At 58.9% G+C, this 15029-nt stretch carries 16 protein-coding genes; 12 read left to right on the forward strand and 4 right to left on the reverse strand.

What is annotated here, in order from left to right; translation table 11 throughout:
- Positions 1 to 37: 37 nt before the first annotated feature.
- The 3 genes from RVM27_RS13410 to RVM27_RS13420 are packed head-to-tail and all read left to right on the forward strand — an operon-like array spanning position 38 to position 2225.
- Positions 38 to 1726, forward strand: a complete 1689-nt coding sequence (locus tag RVM27_RS13410) for a cyclic peptide export ABC transporter (RefSeq protein ID WP_063744345.1) — start codon at positions 38 to 40, stop codon at positions 1724 to 1726.
- Positions 1727 to 1755: 29 nt separating this feature from the next.
- On the forward strand, positions 1756 to 1953 hold the full coding sequence (relB, locus tag RVM27_RS13415) for a type II toxin-antitoxin system RelB family antitoxin (RefSeq protein ID WP_054641354.1): 198 nt from the start codon (positions 1756 to 1758) through the stop codon (positions 1951 to 1953).
- Positions 1950 to 2225, forward strand: coding sequence for a type II toxin-antitoxin system RelE/ParE family toxin (locus RVM27_RS13420; protein ID WP_054641355.1), 276 nt, complete (start codon positions 1950 to 1952; stop codon positions 2223 to 2225). The genes relB and RVM27_RS13420 overlap by 4 nt, the downstream gene beginning before the upstream one ends.
- A 241-nt stretch (positions 2226 to 2466) precedes the next feature.
- Here RVM27_RS13420 and RVM27_RS13425 read toward each other — a convergent pair whose 3' ends face one another.
- Complete coding sequence (locus tag RVM27_RS13425) at positions 2467 to 3078, reverse strand: cytochrome b (protein WP_287808646.1); 612 nt, start codon at positions 3076 to 3078, stop codon at positions 2467 to 2469.
- 4 nt (positions 3079 to 3082) lie between these two features.
- Complete coding sequence (locus RVM27_RS13430) at positions 3083 to 4027, reverse strand: siderophore-interacting protein (protein WP_058578660.1); 945 nt, start codon at positions 4025 to 4027, stop codon at positions 3083 to 3085.
- Positions 4028 to 4225: 198 nt separating this feature from the next.
- Here RVM27_RS13430 and fhuB point away from each other — a divergent pair, with 198 nt between their 5' ends.
- The 3 genes from fhuB (at position 4226) to RVM27_RS13445 (ending at position 7779) form a co-directional block, all read left to right on the forward strand.
- Complete coding sequence (gene fhuB, locus RVM27_RS13435) at positions 4226 to 6217, forward strand: Fe(3+)-hydroxamate ABC transporter permease FhuB (protein WP_058578659.1); 1992 nt, start codon at positions 4226 to 4228, stop codon at positions 6215 to 6217.
- Positions 6214 to 7002, forward strand: a complete 789-nt coding sequence (fhuF, locus tag RVM27_RS13440; RefSeq protein WP_058578658.1) for a siderophore-iron reductase FhuF — start codon at positions 6214 to 6216, stop codon at positions 7000 to 7002. Before fhuB ends, fhuF begins: the two co-directional genes overlap by 4 nt.
- A gap of 165 nt (positions 7003 to 7167) precedes the next feature.
- Positions 7168 to 7779 (forward strand): LysE/ArgO family amino acid transporter, encoded by a 612-nt coding sequence (locus RVM27_RS13445; RefSeq protein WP_054645171.1) that lies wholly within the window; start codon positions 7168 to 7170, stop codon positions 7777 to 7779.
- A gap of 40 nt (positions 7780 to 7819) precedes the next feature.
- Here the strand turns inward: RVM27_RS13445 and ltaE are convergent, their stop codons facing one another.
- Positions 7820 to 8830, reverse strand: a complete 1011-nt coding sequence (gene ltaE, locus RVM27_RS13450; protein WP_054641357.1) for a low-specificity L-threonine aldolase — start codon at positions 8828 to 8830, stop codon at positions 7820 to 7822.
- 124 nt (positions 8831 to 8954) lie between these two features.
- Between ltaE and RVM27_RS13455 the strand changes: the two genes are divergently transcribed.
- Positions 8955 to 10187, forward strand: coding sequence for an NAD(P)/FAD-dependent oxidoreductase (locus tag RVM27_RS13455; RefSeq protein WP_054645170.1), 1233 nt, complete (start codon positions 8955 to 8957; stop codon positions 10185 to 10187).
- A gap of 124 nt (positions 10188 to 10311) precedes the next feature.
- Positions 10312 to 10866 carry a GNAT family protein gene (gene speG, locus RVM27_RS13460; RefSeq protein ID WP_498956807.1) on the forward strand — a complete coding sequence of 185 codons (555 nt, stop codon included), beginning with the start codon at positions 10312 to 10314 and terminating at the stop codon, positions 10864 to 10866.
- Between the two features lie 54 nt (positions 10867 to 10920).
- Here the strand turns inward: speG and RVM27_RS13465 are convergent, their stop codons facing one another.
- Complete coding sequence (locus tag RVM27_RS13465; RefSeq protein WP_255303821.1) at positions 10921 to 11043, reverse strand: hypothetical protein; 123 nt, start codon at positions 11041 to 11043, stop codon at positions 10921 to 10923.
- Positions 11044 to 11617: 574 nt separating this feature from the next.
- Between RVM27_RS13465 and RVM27_RS13470 the strand changes: the two genes are divergently transcribed.
- The 4 genes from RVM27_RS13470 to RVM27_RS13485 all read left to right on the forward strand — a co-directional run bounded on the left by RVM27_RS13470 (position 11618) and on the right by RVM27_RS13485 (position 15025).
- Entirely contained in the window at positions 11618 to 12184 is a 567-nt protein-coding gene (locus RVM27_RS13470; protein ID WP_498956808.1) for a thiamine pyrophosphate-binding protein, read from the forward strand.
- On the forward strand, positions 12184 to 13329 hold the full coding sequence (locus tag RVM27_RS13475) for a thiamine pyrophosphate-dependent enzyme (protein ID WP_498956809.1): 1146 nt from the start codon (positions 12184 to 12186) through the stop codon (positions 13327 to 13329). Before RVM27_RS13470 ends, RVM27_RS13475 begins: the two co-directional genes overlap by 1 nt.
- 64 nt (positions 13330 to 13393) lie before the next feature.
- The gene (locus RVM27_RS13480) at positions 13394 to 14221 is read left to right on the forward strand and encodes an alpha/beta fold hydrolase (protein ID WP_498956810.1); all 828 of its coding nucleotides are present in this window, start codon (positions 13394 to 13396) and stop codon (positions 14219 to 14221) included.
- Positions 14222 to 14248: 27 nt separating this feature from the next.
- Positions 14249 to 15025, forward strand: coding sequence for a metallophosphoesterase family protein (locus RVM27_RS13485; RefSeq protein WP_498275330.1), 777 nt, complete (start codon positions 14249 to 14251; stop codon positions 15023 to 15025).
- The last annotated feature ends 4 nt before the right edge of the window (positions 15026 to 15029 follow it).

The following is a 15029-nucleotide window of genomic DNA, read 5'->3' on the forward strand; positions in this document are numbered from 1 at the left end:
TTCAATGGGCTTCCAATCGCTTTTCAACGAGGTGAATGTGCTTTCCTATCTGTTTCGTCGAACCCGCGGGCTGATGACCGCCGCTGCCTTGGCCAGTATTCTCTCGGGACTTTTCAGCGTGCTGCTGATTGCCCAAATCAATGCGGCGTTGACCGGCGATGCCGCCAGCCGTGCCGACTCTCATGTCAACCCTGCCTGGGTCTTTGCGGGCATTGCCGTGGCGTTGATGCTCTGTCGCATGGTGTCGACGGCGCTGTTTGAGCGATTGGGGCAGCGTGCTCTGGCCGAGTTGCGCAGTTTTGTCGCCCAGTGTGTGGCCGAAACCCCCTTTGCTCGGTTCGAGCGTGTGGGCAGTGCGCGGATCCAGTCGGCACTCACCGAGCACAGCAACAACGTGGCGGTACTGTTTGTTAGCTTGCCGGTGATTTTGACCAATACGGTCATCGTGGTGGGGTGCTTGGGCTACCTGGCAATGCTCTCATGGCAGGTGTTCCTGTTTGCTTTAGGCGTGATTGGGCTGGGGGCTGTTGGCTACCATCTGGTTCATTTACGCGCTATTCGTTACCTCCAGAGTGCCTCGTCCGAGCAGGATCGCCTGTTTGGACATTTCCGTGCGCTGACCGATGGTGCGAAAGAGCTGCGTCTGCACCGGCGCAAGAGCCGGGTCTTCATGGATCGGGTACTCGGCGAGTCGGTTGAAGGCGTGCGGCGATTGCGTACCCGTGGCATGTCGCTGTTCGTGATCTCGACCAGCTGGGGGCAGTTTCTGATGTACGCCTTCATCGGGCTGGTGCTGTTTGGATTGGCGGATGATGGGCCTAATCAAACCCAGATCATGACCGGTTTTGCCCTGGTGTTCGTGTTCATGGTGACGCCCCTTGAAGGTTTGTTGATCAATATTCCGCGGATCAACATGGCGCGGGTGGCCGCTAGCCGAATCGATGAGATCACCCGCGAGATGCCCCAAGGCCAGGAGAAGCAAACATCACCTCCGGTGCCGGATTTTCAGCGGCTCGAGTTGCGTGACGTGACCCACCAGTACTACCACGAGCAGAGCGATGACTTTTTCGAGCTGGGGCCGATCAACCTTGACTTCACACCGGGGGAAGTGGTGTTCCTGGTGGGGGGCAACGGTAGCGGTAAGACCACGCTGGCCAAAGTAGTGGTGGGGCTTTACCCGCCGGAAGGTGGCGAGGTATTGCTCAATGGCGAGCGGGTCGAAGCGGATGGCTGGGATGCCTACCGGCAGCTCTTCTCGGTGGTGTTCTCGGACTTCCATCTCTTTGAGCGCCTGTTAGAGGCACCGCGTGATGGCCTGGACGAGGAAGGCAACCGCCTGCTGGCCAAGTTGCACCTGCAGCACAAGGTGCGGGTTGAAAACGGTGCGTTTACCACCCAAGCACTCTCCCAGGGCCAGCGTAAGCGTCTGGCGCTTGTCGTGTCCTACCTTGAGGATCGGCCCTTCTTGGTGTTTGACGAGTGGGCGGCGGATCAGGATCCGTTATTCAAAGAGGTGTTTTACTGCGAGGTGTTGCCCGAGCTAAAACGCATGGGCAAAGCGGTGCTGGTGATCACCCACGATGACCGCTATTTCCACCTCGCGGATCGGTTGGTGCGGCTAGAGAGTGGCAAGCTGTTGGCGGCTGGGCAAACGACTGACGAGCAGTCGATTGGCGCGGAGGTGGGAGCTTCAGAGGAAGATGTCAAAATAGGGAGTATCGATTAAACTGTACAGGTAACCGAGGAGAGGTGATCATGAATACCCAGCTAGATCCTATCGTTTCGGAATTCGAGACGCAGGAACAAGCCGATAGCTATGATCGTTGGCTCAAGGCCAAAGTTCAGCGCAGCATCGACAACCCGGGCCAAGGAATGCCTCATGACCAAGTTATGACCAAGGTTGATGCGATCATCGCCGACGCGGAGCAACGCCAACGCGGCGGAGTTTCGTGAGCCTGCCTATCCACTGGCATGACGAGGCGATTAACGACTTGTTTGAGCTTGTCGTATACATCGCCGAGCGCGATCCTCAAGCCGCCCGGCGGCTGCGTATTCGTATTGAAGCAGCTGTCTCCTCAGTGGCTGAACACCCCTACTTACACCAAGTGGGCCGCTTGCCGGGTACGCGAGAAATTGTTGCTCACCCAAACTTTATCGTGGTCTACCAAGTGACGGATCGCATTGAGGTCATATCAGTGGTTCACTCTCGCCAAAATTATCCCTGACGCCTACTCGCCGCTCATACGAACTGCTAACCCAGAGTCTCCACCTCAAAGGCCACCATTTGGCGCTGGACGCTGGAAAATTCGAGCCGGTCAGATAAATGGGTTTGCCGGAGGCGTCATGTCTGTCAGTGCTTAAACATGCCATTCAGGCTAGTGGCGAAGAGCACCTCTCCTTAGCACTATGACGCTGAGCGAGTTCCTCATCAGAGTATGCGCCTTCATCTAATGACTTCTTAAGCTCTTACCTGCCACTTCCCCCCACCATACGCGCCAGTACCTTGTCCTTGAGCCAGAACCTATGAATCAGCGCCATGGCGATATGGCCGATGATTAATCCACATAGCAGCCACGAGAGTGGGCCGTGAAGCAGATCGGCGGGGGCGATCATCCAGGGGATCTCGCGCTCTGCTTCGGGCAGTAGCTCCATGCCATAAAAGCGTAGCGCCCCGCCGCGGCCGACCTGGCGTAGTATGGCGAAAGCGGGTAGCCACAGCAGCAGCGCGTAAAAGGTGATATGCACCAGGCGCGCGATGCGACCTCCCCACCCAGGCGGCTGCGCAGGCCGCCGCTTGCGGTTGAGCCATGCCCAGCCAAGGCGCGCCAGCGTCACGATGAGAATCAGAAACCCTAACGAGCCATGAGGCCCGATGCTGGCCAGGAAAAGCGTGATAGCGTTTTCGCCCATCCCACGCCAAGCCAGCAACACGGTGAATTGCAGCGTGACCAGCGCGGCGGTCAGCCAGTGAAGTATACGGCTGATTCGTCCATAGCGGTTGGGGCTGTCTCGCCAGCCAATAGGCGTCTGAGCTGGCTGGCTAGTGAGACCCTTGTTTGACGCCGTGTCGTTTGCCATTTCCTTAACCATTGGCCTTTCCCTGCCTCCAGTAGCCCATGCTGGTGACGTACTGCTTGGGGAGCCCGCACTCGTTGACCAAGTAGCGGCGCAGCTTCATGGCGACCTTGGTTTCAGCGGCAATCCAGGCGTAGAAGGGCGCGCTGTCGTCCAGAGTGGCGGGTTCCCAGAGGGGGCCGTCCTCATCGTCGCTTTCATCGTGGGTCGTGGCGCTGGTAGTGGGGGTGGCAGGCGCACCACCTAGCGCTTGAATTTCCCGATGCAAATCGATATCGCGTAGCGCTCTCATCAGCAGCTCCCCGTGCCGACAACTGGGCTCGGTGTCGCGGGCCAGCCAGTGTAGCTTAGCGGCTTGGGGGAGCGACTGAACGTCGTCGAGGTGGGGCACTTCGAGCAGCGCTTCGACCTTGGGTTTGAGCGGCAGGTCATCGAGGGTTTCCAGAATACCGGCAGCAGCGGGGAGGGCGGTTTCATCGGCGATGAGTAGAATACGGCGCACACCCTGGGGCGGTTTCCACTCGTAACCTTGCGCTGGGCCTTCTGCCGTGGCGTCGGGGGCCGTCATGGCAAGCCGGTCACCGGGCTGGGCATGCATGGCCCAGCGTGAGGCGGGGCCATTGTCGCCGTGGAGCACGAATTCGACATCGACTTCAGCGTTCTCTGGGCGTAGGGCGCGGATGGTGTAGGTGCGCGCGGCGGGGCGCTGTGTATCGGGCAGTGCGCGATAAGCGCCGTACCAGTCGTGCTCTTCCAGCTTGGCGATTTCGAACAGCGGGTCGAGGCTGCCACCGTCTTTGGGAAAGAACAGTTTGACGCGTTGATCCGGCGCGTAGGTCGCCATGTAGCCAACGTCTGGGCCCGTAAAGGTGAACTTGACGAGCGAGGCACTGACCTGGGTGCGTCTGGCTAGGGTGATATCGAAAAGCCGATAGCTCGGTTTGGCTGCCATGATGGGGTTCCTCATGCGGAGACATAAATCAAGGGGTCAATTGTAGTGCTAATTATTATCATTTAGAATCTTCGACAGTCATTCAAGCGCTCATTTCCATCCACTCGTTTGCTTATATCCTAAGGTCACTCCCATGACGCAGCCGCCTACTCACGCTCTTTTGGTGAATCGTCCCGCCACCACCAACGGAGGGGTCTCATGCTAGGCGCTGCTCAACGAATGGGAGGAATGACCCCCGCGAAAGCTTGTCTGTTGCTGAGCCTGCCGATGGTCGTGCTGTTTTGGGTCGGCCTAGAGAGCCAAGGCGGTTTTGCGCTGGGCCTAGAGGCATTAGTGGCCCCTTCTTTCGAGAATGTCGACGAGCTTCTGCTCCATTACGCCTGGTGGCCGCGCCTCTCGATCGCGCTGTTGGCCGGGGGCGGTTTGGGGCTGGCGGGCGTGCTCATGCAGCAGGTGCTGCGCAACCCGTTGGCGTCACCCACCACGTTGGGGGTGGCATCGGGCGCTAATCTGGCGCTGATGACCGCTACCTTGCTGGCGCCAGGGCTGCTGGTGGTGGGGCGTGAGTGGGTCGCCTTGTCGGGTGGCGCGCTAGCGGTGGGGCTGGTGTTCCTGCTCTCCTGGCGGCGCGGTTTGGCCCCTGTTGTGGTGGTGTTGGCGGGCCTGGTCGTTAATTTATACCTGGGCGCACTCTCCACCGCGCTGTTGCTGTTTAACCACGAGGCGCTTTCCGGGCTGCTGATTTGGGGCGCGGGATCGCTGGCGCAAAACGGTTGGGACGGCGTGGCGACTCTCTGGCCGCGGCTGGCAATTAGCTGTGTCGCCGCTTGGTTTTTGCTGCGCCCTCTGGCGGTGCTGGAACTGGACGATGCCAGCGCCAAGAGCCTAGGGGTATCGCTGACTTACCTACGCTTTGCGGGCATGGGGCTGGCGGTGTTCATTACCGGCAGCATCGTCAGCGTGGTGGGGATCATCGGCTTCATTGGCTTGGCTGCACCCAACATCGTACGCATGGCGGGGGCGCGTCGATTGAGGTCGCGGCTGATATGGTCGACGCTATTGGGGGCGGTACTGCTGGCGACCACGGATCTGCTGCTGCAGCAGTTCGGGGGCATGGTGGCAGCCTTTATTCCCACCGGAGCGATTACCGGTGCCCTAGGGGCACCGCTGTTGATGTGGCTGATTCCGCGCTTGAAATTGCAAGGCGACCAACCGCCAAAAGGGGCGGGAGTGTTCGCCCATCGTCACCCGGCGCCTTCCCGCTTGGCCGCTGGTTTGCTCCTCGCGCTACTAGGCGCCACGCTGCTTGGTCTGCTCGTTGGCCAAGGTGTCGATGGCTGGTATTGGCTGTCGCCGGATAACTGGAACGTGATGCAGTGGCGCCTGCCGCGAGTGATGGCGGCCGCCGCCAGCGGGTTGATGCTGGCGATTGCCGGAACGATTCTTCAGCGCCTTTCGGCCAACCCCATGGCCAGCCCTGAAGTCTTAGGTATTAGCGGTGGTTGTGCCATTGCGCTGATTCTGGGGATTTTCCTGCTGCCCGCGCCGACCAACTTCACGTTGATCGGGGTCGGCACCCTGGGCGCTTTTGCGACGCTGTTGGTATTGGTGGGGATTAACCGTAAAAGCGGCTATCTCCCCGAGCGTTTGCTGCTCACCGGGGTGGCCGTCAGCGCTCTGTTTGATGCGGTGCGCAGCGTGATGCTGGCAGGCGGTGACCCGCGTGGCCAGCAGGTGATCGCCTGGCTGGCGGGCTCCACCTACTACGTGGATATCACCAACGCCGTGGTGGTCGGGGGCATTGCCGCCGTACTGGCGCTCGTCACGCTGCCTTTTACCCGCTGGCTGGATATCCTGCCACTGGGCGCAGCGACGGCCAAGGCGCTTGGCGTCACGCTCAACCGCGCGCGTTTAGCGCTGCTACTGCTCGTTGCACTGCTCACCGCTTGCGCCACCTTGGTGGTGGGGCCGTTATCGTTTATTGGTTTGTTAGCACCGCACATGGCCCGCTTGGTCGGCTTCTCGCGCGCGGGCCAGCATCTGTTAGGGGCGGCGTTGATCGGTATGCTGCTGATGGTGCTGGCGGACTGGGTCGGCCGTCAGATCATTTTCCCTTATGAGATACCGGCTGGCTTGGTCGCCTCCTTGATTGGCGGTGCTTATTTCATGTGGGGGCTGCGGCGGCTATGAGGTGTGTGGCGACCAAACCAAGTGAGCTTTGGGCGACAGCGAACCCTGCGGAGGCGCTGATAGCGCTGTACCGCCAGCCGCCGCTGGAGAACCTGAAAGCTCCAGCGTTTGGTCCGCCTGACGAACCGACGCTGGCAGCCTCTGCATTGCTGGATCGAGGCTTCTTGAGTGAGCAACTGGCGCGCTATGGCCGTAGCCACGGTGACCATGCTGACGGCAAAGCCATTGCGTCGATTTGGTCGAAATTTCACTTCAGCAGTGTCGCGATCCCGACGCTTGTGGCCAATCTGCTACTGGGCTACGAGTTGCCATTGGCTGGAGATGAGTTGCGGTTGGCGGTTGGCGATCAGGGCCAGACCGCGCGTATCTGGCTGCCCCATGGGGGCGTGCCATTGTCGTCCAGCGCACCCCAGGCGCGATTTTGTCGTTTATTCGATGACCATTGCGCGCCGCTGATCGAGCTGCTGGCGGTGATCTCGGGACTCTCTGCCAAAGTGTTCTGGAGCAACCTGGGGCACTACGTTGAATTTGTGGGCAAGGCCTGCTCGCGGCACCCGGAGTTTTCGGCTGCCGGTGACCCACTGTTGGATTATCTCGATACCAAGACGCTTCCCGATGGGCGGCGAAACCCTCTTTATCAGCCGGTGCGTTATCTGGAACTGGGGGGTGAGACACCGTCCAGGGTGAGACGACTCTGCTGTATCAAGTATCGGCTGCCCGGCGAGCCGCTTTGCGGCGGCTGCCCGCTCAAACCTGAGAACAAGCCGAGCAAGCAACGCCGTTAGGAGAGCATGGCCGATCGAGCGAAAATCGAGCGAAAGTAGTGGCCAAAGATGACCGATTTTCATTAGAAAAAATAATGCCTCATTAGCAGTATGATTTTTGGTAATCAGTACGCTCCGTTACTTTATTGCCAGTGAATCGCGGATACTGATAAAGAGGACGGGGTAATGTGGGAAAGCTACCTAACGGGGTTAGTGGTGTGTGGCGGCATCATCATGGCGATTGGGGCGCAGAACGCTTACGTGCTGGGGCTGGCCGTTCGCCGCGAATACCACTGGTGGTCGGCGGGGCTGTGCATGAGTGCGGATGTCGTGCTACTGACGGCCGGCATGTTTGGTGCCAGCGCATTTTTGCTCACCATGCCGAGCGCCATGGAAGCCATGCGCTGGGTGGGCGTGCTGTTCTTGAGTTGGCTGGCGGCACAAGCGCTATGGCGTGCAGTCAGCGGCCGTGAAGGCTTGAAAGTCAACGGCGTCAAAGCCCGCAGCCTGCGCAGTGTGCTGCTGGCGACACTAGCGGTGACGGTGCTCAACCCGCAGGTCTACCTCGATACGCTGCTGCTGATTCCCGCCATTGGTGCCCAGCAGGAGAGTGCTGGCGTGTTCGTCGCGGGGGCGTCGACAGCGTCGATTCTCTGGTTCAGCCTGTTGGCCTGGGGCGGGGCGGCGCTATCGCCATGGCTCTCCCGTCCCGGCGCATGGCGCACCATCGATGGGCTGATCGGCCTGATGATGGCGGCCATCGCAGTGCACCTTGCGTTCGACTCGGTACTGTTTTAAGCAACGTGTTTAAGCAACGTGCAAGAAACGCATCCTCCGGCTACGCCTGATCGAAGTAGCGCTGGACGATGGTCAGCACTTGTTCGATATCGTCGTCGCTAATGTCTCGATGCACGACCATGCGCGTAGCGTAAAGAAGTTCTATCAGCACGCCATTCGCCTTGAGCCACTTAGCCAACGGCGCGACATGCGCTGGGTCGATGCGCACGAATACCATATTGGTGGCCTGGGAGGTCACCTCGATGGCGGAAAAGGCTGCCAAACCTTCGGCCAAGCGTGCCGCACGACGGTGGTCGTGAGCCAAATCTGCCACGTGGTGATCCAGGGCGTGCTGGCAGGCGGCAGCGATGAGGCCTGCTTGGCGCATACCGCCACCCACGACCTTTCGCCAACGTCGAGCCCGGTCGATCAATGCCTGAGAGCCCACCAGTGCCGAGCCCATGGGCGTGCCTAACCCCTTCGAGAAGCATAGCGACACGCTGTCGAAAGGCTGACAAAGCTGTTTGAGAGAGGTGTCCGTGGCCACGGCGGCATTGAATAGCCGGGCACCGTCTAGGTGGGTAGCCAGGCCGTGTTCTCGGGCCAGCGCGGTGGCCTGCTGCACGTACTCGGCAGGCAGTACCTTGCCACCTATGGTGTTCTCCAGCGCCAAGAGCCGAGTACGGGCAAAGTGGAAGTCATCGGCCTTGACGGCGGCGGCGATTTTGTCGAGGGGCAGGCTGCCGTCTGGTGCGTTTTCGATCGGCTGGGGTTGAATGCTGCCCAATACCGCGGCACCGCCCCCTTCGTAGCGATAGGTGTGGGCGTTCTGGCCGACGATGTACTCATCACCCCGCTCGCAGTGGGCCATCAAAGCCACCAGGTTGCTCTGGGTGCCGCTGGGGAAAAGCAGCGCCGCTTCTTTACCCGCACGCTCGGCCAGCGTGGCTTGAAAGGCGTTCACCGTCGGGTCGTCGCCCCATACGTCGTCGCCCAGCGGGGCCGCCATCATGGCGTCTCGCATGGCGGCGGTAGGGCGTGTCACCGTATCGCTTCTTAAATCAATCTTCATGGAACGACTCCTGGTTGAGGCAGAGACAGGGCACGCTGCCAATCATCCACTATGGTTAATGGGTGCGACACCCAACGTTTATCTGCCCGGTCTGACCGTATGGCAATCCAGCATAGGCAATAAGATGGATCTTAAAAGTGGTTATCCGTTCTGGACGGTAAAAAATGGATTATTGACCCCTTTTCCGCAGCTTAACCAGGATTTGCAAGCGGAAACAGTGATTATTGGCGGCGGTATTACCGGCGCTTTGATCGCCGATGAGCTAAGCCGCCACGGCCATCGCGTCGTAGTGCTCGAGAGGCGTGATGTAGGGTGGGGAAGCTCTGCGGCCAGTACCGCGCTACTGCAGTATGAAATCGACACCCATATGGTGCATTTGGCCGAGCAGTACGGTGAGGCCAATGCCGTGATGGCCTATCGAAGCTGCGCCGAGGCGATTGTCTCGCTAGAGCGCTTGGCTGCCGAGCTGGGTAATGTCGCTTTCAGTCGCCAGAAGAGCCTCTACTTCGCGAGCCAAGAAGCGGATGTCGACGCGTTGAAGGCTGAGCTTGCGATGCGCAAGCGCTTCGGCTTCGATGTCGCTTGGCTGGAACAGCGTGCGATTGAGGCTGACTACGGCTTTTCAGCGCCAGGGGCGATCCTGTCCTCGTTGGCCGCCCGTATCGACCCATATCGCATGGCATATCACTTACTGGAAAACGTCGTCCGTCGGGGCAGCCAAGTGTTCGATCGCACCCAGGTGGAGCAGCTGATAACTGATGACGACGGCGTCAACGTTCGGCTTCGCAATGGGGCTACGCTGCGTTGCCAACAGGTCATTATCGCTTCTGGATACGAAAGCCAAACGTGGTTGCCAGCGCCAGTGGCTGCCAATCGTAGTAGCTATGCGTTTGTGACCGACCCCTTGCCTAGCGAGGTATTGGGCAAGCTGGGACACACGCTGGTGTGGGAGTCCGCACGACCGTATCTCTATCTGCGTTCCACGCAAGAAGGGCGGTTATTGATCGGCGGAGAGGATGACGATGAAGACATTGCCGAGCGTCGGGACGCACGGGTGATGGAAAAAGCGCGAACGCTGGCGGCCAAGGTAGAAACACTGTGGCCTGACCTTGAGATCAATCCGACGTTTTGCTGGGGTGGCACGTTCGCGGAAACCGACGACGGTTTGCCCTATTTCGGACCTCACGAGTCGCTAGGTCCCCGAGTGCATTTCGCCATGGCCTACGGCGGTAACGGCATCACGTATAGCATGATAGGTGCCCAACTGCTGCGTGCACTGATCGAAGGTCGCGAGCACCCCCTTGGGGCGTTGTTCTCCTTGCAGCGAGAGCCTTCGATGGCGTCAACGCGCCGTTAATAAAACGCTACACTACGAGGGCTAACACACCCAGTTGCGTCAACCCCGTCGTTAAAATGACTGACCTGCCACATTGCCCGTGTGATGGCATTGTCTCGTTTGATGAATTAAGAGAGTGTCGACCATGAGTCCCGCTTTGTTCCTTCGTGCCCTGGAGCGCAATGATTTGCGCTTCGTCCATGAACTCAATAACAACCAGAGCATCATGTCGTACTGGTTCGAGGAGCCTTACGAATCCTTCGATGAACTCGAAGAGCTGTACAACAAGCATATCCACGACAACGCCGAACGGCGTTTCGTAGCAGAAGACAGCGCCGGTAACGCGATTGGTTTGGTGGAACTGATCGAAATCGACTACATCCACCGCAGCGCCGAGTTTCAGATCATCATTACCCCAGAGCACCAGGGCAAAGGGTTCGCACGCTCACTGATTCGCCAAGCGCTGCACTACTCCTTCACGATTTTGAATCTGCACAAGGTCTACTTGATCGTAGCGGTACAGAACGTCAAAGCGATCCATCTCTACGAGGAGAGCGGGTTCATCGAAGAGGGCCACTTGGTTCAGGAATTCTTCATCAACGGCCAATACCGTGACGTCAAACGTATGTATATCCTGCAGGAGACGTATCTGGCGCAGTTGAATCAGCAGCCCGTTGAAGAGGGCGGTTGGGAGTCATGACACCCCACGTCTTGGTCGTTTGCCAAAGGCGCTGACCAAGACGTAGTCAGTGCCTTACTGCTGGCGCATATAGGCAGCGAGGGCGTCGAACGCGGCGCGTTGCTGCTGCGCGCGTTTTGCCCAGACTTCCATGACGTCGACTTCCATGGCCGCATTATGAGTAATGGCATCCTTCATGGCGAACACTCCTGGTGCAGAGGTAGAGGAATCGTTTTTGTTATACGCAGCTTGCTTTGTGCAGTGCAGTAAGATAGCTGTGATATGAATATTAGGCGCTTTTGCAGAGCGTTTCTAGTCCAAAAGATGTAAGTGATTTGCCATGTCGCGTAAGAAATAGCTTACAAAAAGGGGCGTCAATACGAAGATGCTTGTTAGATCATTGAATGGAAAAGGTTTTCATAATATAAAAAAGCCGACACGCTGTGTCGGCTTTGCAGGTTATCTTTTCGTCTAAGTAGGCAAATACAGGCGCATAAGCGCTGGCTATCCGTAAAAATCGGCGATGGCATCGTTGGCGGCGCGCAGCCAATACGCCTGACATTGCCAAAACGCTAGCACCTCATCGCTCACGGGTGTGATGACGCTCGAGTTGGTCATCGCAGGGTCCTCCTATAGGGCACCCTTTTCAGTGTAGACCCATTTATGCTGCGACGCAGCATAGTGTGCTACTCTCTGACCGCCCGGCAAAACTCATCGTCTCGGTCTAGGCTTGGTGGTGGACGTGCCATTTCCCCCGCGAAAGGAGTCGCACATGAGCGCAAACGTTGCTGAGATCATCGTCGAAACCCTGCAAAGCGCCGGCGCCAAGCGCTGCTATGGTGTGGTGGGCGATACGTTGAACCACTTTACGGACGCCCTACGGCAAAGTGACATCCAGTGGGTGGGCGTTCGCCACGAGGAAGTCGGTGGTTTTGCCGCCGGTGGCGAAGCCTATATGACACAGGAGCTAGCGCTCTGCGCAGGCTCCTGTGGCCCTGGTAGCCTGCACTTCGTGAACGGCTTGTTCGATGCGCATCGCAATGGTTCACCTGTCGTGCTTATCGCCTCGCAAATCGCGCTAGGCGAAACGGGCAGTCAGTTCCCGCAGGAAGTCGATCAAAGCGCTATTTTCAAGCAGTACAGCGTGTTTTGCGAAACCGTCGTCTCCGCCGAGCAGGCGCGGCGCATGGCCGCGTTAGCCGCCCAAGCGGCGCTTGCCAGAGGTGGCGTTGCGGTCCTTATCGTGCCAGGTGATGTGATGAACAAACCCCGGAGAATCAGCTGGGCTATCGCACGCACCGGTTTAGCTACTCGGTACGCCCGACGGCAGAGTCGCTAGTGCCCGCCGTCGAGCAGCTCAATAAAGGCGGCAACATCACTATTTTTGCAGGCGCTGGCTGCGACGATGCGCGGGAGCAGGTGATCGCGCTTGCCGAAAAGCTGCAAGCACCGATTGCCTGGACATCCCGGGCAAAAGATTTCATGGAGTACGACAATCCCTATCACGTGGGAATGACGGGCGTTTATGGTCTTGAGGGCGGCTACCATGCAGTGGCCGAGTGCGACACGCTGCTGTTACTCGGCTGTAATTTCGCGTTCACTCAGTTCTATCCGGAGCGCGCCACGATCATTCAGGTAGATCGAGATCCCGCACAAATTGGCAAGCGCTATCCGGTGGACGTGGGCATCGTCGGCAGTACGCGGGATACTTGCGAGGCGCTCGTTCAAGTCGTTAAGGAAAATACGCGCAGTCACTGGCTAGAGAAGTGCCGCAAGCGCTACGCCAAGTCGTTGGAAAAGTCTGCCCATGGAAGTCATGATAGCCAAGTGATCCACCCACAAGAGCTGACGTTGGCGATTGACCGTCACGCGGCAGAGAACGCACTGTTTACGGCAGACACCGGCAGTGTCAACGTATGGATGCTGCGCCATATTCACGCCTCCCAGCAGCGCCGCACCCTCGCGAGCTTGCAGCATGGCACCATGGCGAACGCTTACCCGCAGGCCTTGGGGATTCAGTTGGCCTACCCCCATCGCCAGGTGATTGCCATGTGTGGCGATGGTGGCCTGACGATGCTCATGGGTGATTTACTGACCCTGGTCCAGCAACGAATCCCGCTCAAGATCGTGGTGTACAACAACAGCTCCCTGAGCTTCGTGGAGCTGGAGCAAAAAGTGGAGGGGCTGTTGGATAGCTACACAGAGCTGCAGAACCCCGACTTTGGAGAAGTAGCCAAGGCCATGGGGCTGTGGGGGCGCCGGGTAGAGCAGCAGTCGGAGCTGGATATGGCCATCAGCCAGTGGCTTGCTCAACCTGGCCCCGCGCTGCTGGACGTAGTGGTCAACCCCATGGAGCTGGTCATGCCGCCCAAGGTAGAAGCAGGGCAGGTCGCCTCGACTGCGCTGTACTCGGCCAAGGCGGTGTTGAGCGGACGGATGGATGACGTGGTGCATCTGGTCAAAAGCAATTTCCTGAAGCGCTAGCGCGGCAGTGGCATGCTATGTTGTCAGCAGCTCACACAACACTGACAACACAAAGAGCCATGCCATGACCTCACACTCGGATGCAGTGACCGTTCATGACCGCTGGGTAGATACCCCCAGCGGTCGTCTGTTTACCCGCACCTGGCAGCCGTGCCATGCACGCTCGGCGGTGCCGATTCTGCTGTTTCACGACTCGCTGGGCTGTGTGGAGCTATGGCGCAGCTTTCCCGCAGCCCTTTGCCAGGCCACGCAGCACCCAGTCGTTGCCTACGACCGTGCGGGCTTCGGGCGTTCTGACGCTCGATTGGCGAAACCGCCGCATACCTTCATCGAGGACGAATACCGGCAAGCGGTTGCAGCACTGCTGGAGGCGCTGGCAATCACCCACTTCATCGCCCTGGGGCACAGCGTAGGAGGCTGCATGGCCGTTCACTGTGCAGGCCAACAGCCGGAGCGTTGCCGAGGCTTGATCACGATCGCCGCGCAGGCGTTCAACGAACTGCGCACTCGTCAGGGTATCGAAGCGGCCAAGGAAGCATTTCAACAGCCCGACCAGTTTGCCAGGCTAGCCAGGTACCATGGCGACAACGCGCGCTGGGTGCTCGATGCCTGGATCGACACATGGCTGCACCCCGACTTTGCAGAGTGGACGCTGGTGCCCGCACTCGAGCGCGTGCAGTGCCCGACCCTGGTACTGCACGGCGAGCGAGACGAATATGGTTCCCACCGCCAGCCAGAGCGCATTGCGCGCTACACCCACGGCCCAGCCCACTGTGACATCCTGCCAGGCGTCGGCCACGTTCCCCATCGTGAAGCAGAATCCACGGTAGTGGCCTTGATCGAGGAGTTTGTCGCCCGCCTGACGCTTGAAGTAAGCGTTACGAATGCGTGAGCGAGCATTCAACAAAGGAGCAGGCGGATGCGCTTGAGAGTCTTGTCAGATTTACACCTGGAGCACTTTGCAGGGCAGCGCGAACTGCCGGAGGTAGCGGCCGACATAGTGGTGTTGGCGGGCGATATTCATCGTCATACCGAAGGGTTTGCATGGGCCAGAAGTCAGTTTCCTGACCTCCCCATTTTGTACGTACCGGGTAACCATGAATTTTATGGCACCTGCATGCCGACGTTGAGAGAAGCGCTTGTGGTGGAGGCAGCTAACCAGGGTATCGAGCTGCTGGATAACCGCAGTGTCGACCTGGGCGGCGTACGTTTTTACGGCACGACATTATGGACAGATTTTGCGCTTTACGCCGATGACCCTACCCGTGACCCCCATGAGACGTACACCAAGGCTCAGCGCTATATGCCAGATTTTAGCGTGATCACGCTTGATGAAGAGGAGGTGTTCACCCCCCAGGCCAGTCAGCGGTTGCACGCTGCTGCTGTGGCATGGTTGGAGAAAGAGCTTGCCATACCCTTTGAAGGGCGCCGCGTAGTCATTAGCCATCACGCGCCTCTGCATCGCTGCATTCCAGAGCGCTACCTCGGGGATGCGCTATCTCCTGCCTTTGCCTCCCACCTTCCCCATCTGATGGGAAAGATGGATCTGTGGATTCATGGGCATGTGCATGAGCCAGTAGACACGATGTGCGCCGGTACGCGGGTGATCGCCAATCCGGGCGGTTACCCCGACGAGTTTTTGCCGGCGCTTTTTCGGCCAGCGTGGGTGGTCACGATAGCGGATAGTGCTTCTTAGATTC

Source organism: Halomonas sp. KM007, assembly GCF_050709225.1.
GTDB lineage: Bacteria > Pseudomonadota > Gammaproteobacteria > Pseudomonadales > Halomonadaceae > Vreelandella > Vreelandella hamiltonii.

What these genes read in the sequence shown, in the direction of transcription:
- fhuB (WP_058578659.1), top strand. Translation starts at nt 4,226, where the DNA reads ATGCTAGGCGCTGCTCAACGAATGGGAGGAATGACCCCCGCGAAAGCT.
- RVM27_RS13480 (WP_498956810.1), top strand. Translation starts at nt 13,394, where the DNA reads ATGACCTCACACTCGGATGCAGTGACCGTTCATGACCGCTGGGTAGAT.
- ltaE (WP_054641357.1), bottom strand. Translation starts at nt 8,830, where the DNA reads ATGAAGATTGATTTAAGAAGCGATACGGTGACACGCCCTACCGCCGCC.
- RVM27_RS13430 (WP_058578660.1), bottom strand. Translation starts at nt 4,027, where the DNA reads ATGGCAGCCAAACCGAGCTATCGGCTTTTCGATATCACCCTAGCCAGA.
- fhuF (WP_058578658.1), top strand. Translation starts at nt 6,214, where the DNA reads ATGAGGTGTGTGGCGACCAAACCAAGTGAGCTTTGGGCGACAGCGAAC.
- RVM27_RS13455 (WP_054645170.1), top strand. Translation starts at nt 8,955, where the DNA reads ATGGATCTTAAAAGTGGTTATCCGTTCTGGACGGTAAAAAATGGATTA.
- RVM27_RS13485 (WP_498275330.1), top strand. Translation starts at nt 14,249, where the DNA reads ATGCGCTTGAGAGTCTTGTCAGATTTACACCTGGAGCACTTTGCAGGG.
- speG (WP_498956807.1), top strand. Translation starts at nt 10,312, where the DNA reads ATGAGTCCCGCTTTGTTCCTTCGTGCCCTGGAGCGCAATGATTTGCGC.
- RVM27_RS13470 (WP_498956808.1), top strand. Translation starts at nt 11,618, where the DNA reads ATGAGCGCAAACGTTGCTGAGATCATCGTCGAAACCCTGCAAAGCGCC.
- RVM27_RS13465 (WP_255303821.1), bottom strand. Translation starts at nt 11,043, where the DNA reads ATGAAGGATGCCATTACTCATAATGCGGCCATGGAAGTCGACGTCATG.
- relB (WP_054641354.1), top strand. Translation starts at nt 1,756, where the DNA reads ATGAATACCCAGCTAGATCCTATCGTTTCGGAATTCGAGACGCAGGAA.
- RVM27_RS13425 (WP_287808646.1), bottom strand. Translation starts at nt 3,078, where the DNA reads ATGGCAAACGACACGGCGTCAAACAAGGGTCTCACTAGCCAGCCAGCT.
- RVM27_RS13445 (WP_054645171.1), top strand. Translation starts at nt 7,168, where the DNA reads ATGTGGGAAAGCTACCTAACGGGGTTAGTGGTGTGTGGCGGCATCATC.